The organism is Actinomadura opuntiae (assembly GCF_030283205.1).
GTDB lineage: Bacteria > Actinomycetota > Actinomycetes > Streptosporangiales > Streptosporangiaceae > Spirillospora.
Map to the genome: position 1 here is coordinate 1 of NZ_JASNWF010000056.1, position 2739 is coordinate 2739.

A 2739-nucleotide genomic window follows, 5' to 3' on the forward strand; every position below is an offset into this window, starting at 1 on the left:
TGTGTCGGTGTTCGAGTTGTTCGGGCCGTTGGTGTCGGGTGGGTGTGTGGAGGTGGTGCCCGATCTGCTGGCGCTGGCGGACGGGGTCGGTGACGTCAGCCTGGTCAGCGGCGTCCCATCCGCTTTCGCGCGGGTGCTCGGGTCGGCTGCGGAGAACGTCAGGCCGGAAGCCGTCGTCCTGGCGGGTGAGGCGCTGACGGGCGACCTCGTCGCGGCGATCCGCCAAGCGCTTCCCGGTGCCCGGGTGGCGAACATCTACGGGCCGACCGAGGCGACCGTCTACGCGACCGCGTGGTTCGCAGACGTCGAGGTCGGCGGAGCGGTGCCGATCGGCGTTCCGGTCGCCGATACGCGGGTCTTCATCCTGGACGGGAGCCTGCAACCGGTGCCCGTGGGAGTGGCCGGGGAGTTGTACCTGGGCGGCGGGGGCTTGGCGCGGGGGTATCTGGGGCGTGCGGGTCTGACGGCGGAGCGTTTCGTGGCGTCGCCGTTCGGGGCGGGTGAGCGGCTGTATCGCACGGGTGATGTGGTGCGGTGGAACGCCGGCGGGCAGGTGGAGTACCTGGGCCGGTCGGACGAGCAGGTGAAGGTCAGGGGCTTCCGGATCGAGCCGGGCGAGATCCGGTCGGTGATCGCCGCGCACCCGTCGGTAGCTCAGGCGGCCGTCGTCGCCCGGGAGGACGCCCCCGGAGACAGGCGCCTTGTCGCCTACGTCGTGCCGGGCTCGGCGGAGACCGGCGACCTGCCGTCCACCGTCAGGGCCTTCGTGGCCGAGCGGCTGCCGGGGTACATGGTGCCGTCGGCGGTGGTGGTGCTGGATGCGCTGCCGTTGAACGCCAACGGCAAACTCGACCGCAACGCCCTGCCCGCACCCGACCTCACCGGCGGCGCGGGTGCCGGACGCGGCCCCTCGACCGCCCGCGAAGAGCTCATCTGCGGCGCGTTCGCACAGGTGCTGAGCATCGACGGCGTCGCGGCGGACGACGACTTCTTCGCACTCGGCGGACACTCCCTGCTGGTGATCCGGCTGGTGGAGATCCTCCGGACGCACGGCATCCCCGTGTCGCTGCGCGCGCTGTTCGCGACCCCGACCCCGGAGGGCCTCGCGGCGATCGTCGGCGACGGCGAGGCGGTGGACGTCCCGCCGAACCTCATCCCGGTGGGCGCGACCGAGATCACGCCGGAGATGCTGCCGCTGGTGGACCTCGACGACGCCGAGGTCGAGCGGGTCGTGGCGTCCGTGGAGGGCGGCGCGGCGAATGTCGCCGACGTCTATCCGCTCGCGCCGCTGCAGGAAGGCCTGCTGTTCCACCACCTGCTGGCGGAGGGCGGCGAGGACGCCTATGTCCTGCCCACGGTGCTGGAGTTCCACTCGCGTGCGCGCCTGGACGCGTTCGTGGACGCCCTCGACCGGGTCACGGCGCGGCATGACGTCACCCGTACATCGGTCGTATGGGACGGACTGCGCGAACCGGTGCAGGTGGTGTGGCGTCGCGCCCCGCTACCGGTGGAGGAAGTCGTTCTCGACGCCGCCGCCGACGACCCGGCAGGGTGGCTGCTGGCAACCGTCGGCCTGTCGATGGACCTGGACCGGGCGCCGCTCATCACCGTGCACATCGCGGCCGTGCCGGGGAGCGATCGGTGGCTCGCGCTGGTGCGCATGCACCACATCGTGCAGGACCACACCGCTCTCGAGGTGCTGCTGGAGGAGGTGCGTGCGTTCCTGTCCGGGCGGGGTGACGAGCTGCCCGCGCCGTCGCCGTTCCGGAACTTCGTGGCGCGGGCGCGGGCCGCCGCCGACGACGCGGAGCATGAGCGGTACTTCGCCGAGCTGCTGGGCGACGTGACCGAGCCGACCGCGCCGTTCGGCGTGGTCGACGTCCGTGGTGACGGCACCCGTGCCCGCCGCGACGTGGTGCCTTTCCCGCCGGAGCTGGACGCGCGGGTGCGGGCGGCGGCGCGTCGGCTGGGTGTGTCGGCGGCGACGGTGATGCACGTGGTGTGGGCGCGGGTGCTGGCGGCGGTCAGCGGGCGTGACGACGTGGTGTTCGGGACCGTCCTGTTCGGCCGCATGAGCGCGGGCGCGGACCGCGTGCCGGGCCCGTTCATGAACACGCTGCCCGTCCGGGTGCGCGTGGACGGCGCCGATGTGCGGTCGTCGGTGCTGGCGATGCGGGATCAGCTCGCCGGGTTGCTGGAGCACGAGCACGCGCCGCTGTCGCTCGCGCAGCGCGCCGGCGGCCTGCGCGGCGACCGGCCCCTGTTCACCTCCCTGTTCAACTACCGGCACAACAGCGGCCAGGAGCCGGAGGGCGCGGACGGCCCCGACGCCTTCGACGGGATGCGGACGCTTCTCGTCCGCGAACACACCAACTACCCGCTCCTGGTCTCGGTCGACGACAACGGCGACTCCCTGGAACTCGACCTGGAGGCCGTCGCGCCGATCGACCCCCGTGCGGTGGGCGAGTTGGTGCGGACGGCGGCCGAGGGCGTGGTGGCGGCGTTGGAGGGTGGTGACGAGGTTCCGTTGCGGGCGGTCGGGGTGCTTGGCGGGAAAGAGCTGCATCGGATTCTGGTGGAGTGGAATGAGCCCGCGTCGGCGGATGCGTGGGCGGGGACGGTGCACGGGTTGTTCGAGGCGCAGGTGGTGCGGTCTCCGGAGGCGGTTGCGGTGGTGTGTGGTGGGGTTGAGGTGTGTTATGCGGAGTTGGATCGGCGGGCGAATCGGTTGGCGCGGTG

General features: G+C 72.4%; 1 protein-coding gene. It reads left to right on the forward strand.

All coding sequences use genetic code 11. From position 1 onward, the window contains the following. Window positions 1-55 precede the first annotated feature (55 nt). On the forward strand, window positions 56-2739 hold a 2684-nt coding region (locus tag QP089_RS48635; RefSeq protein WP_285921429.1), incomplete at its 3' end, for a condensation domain-containing protein.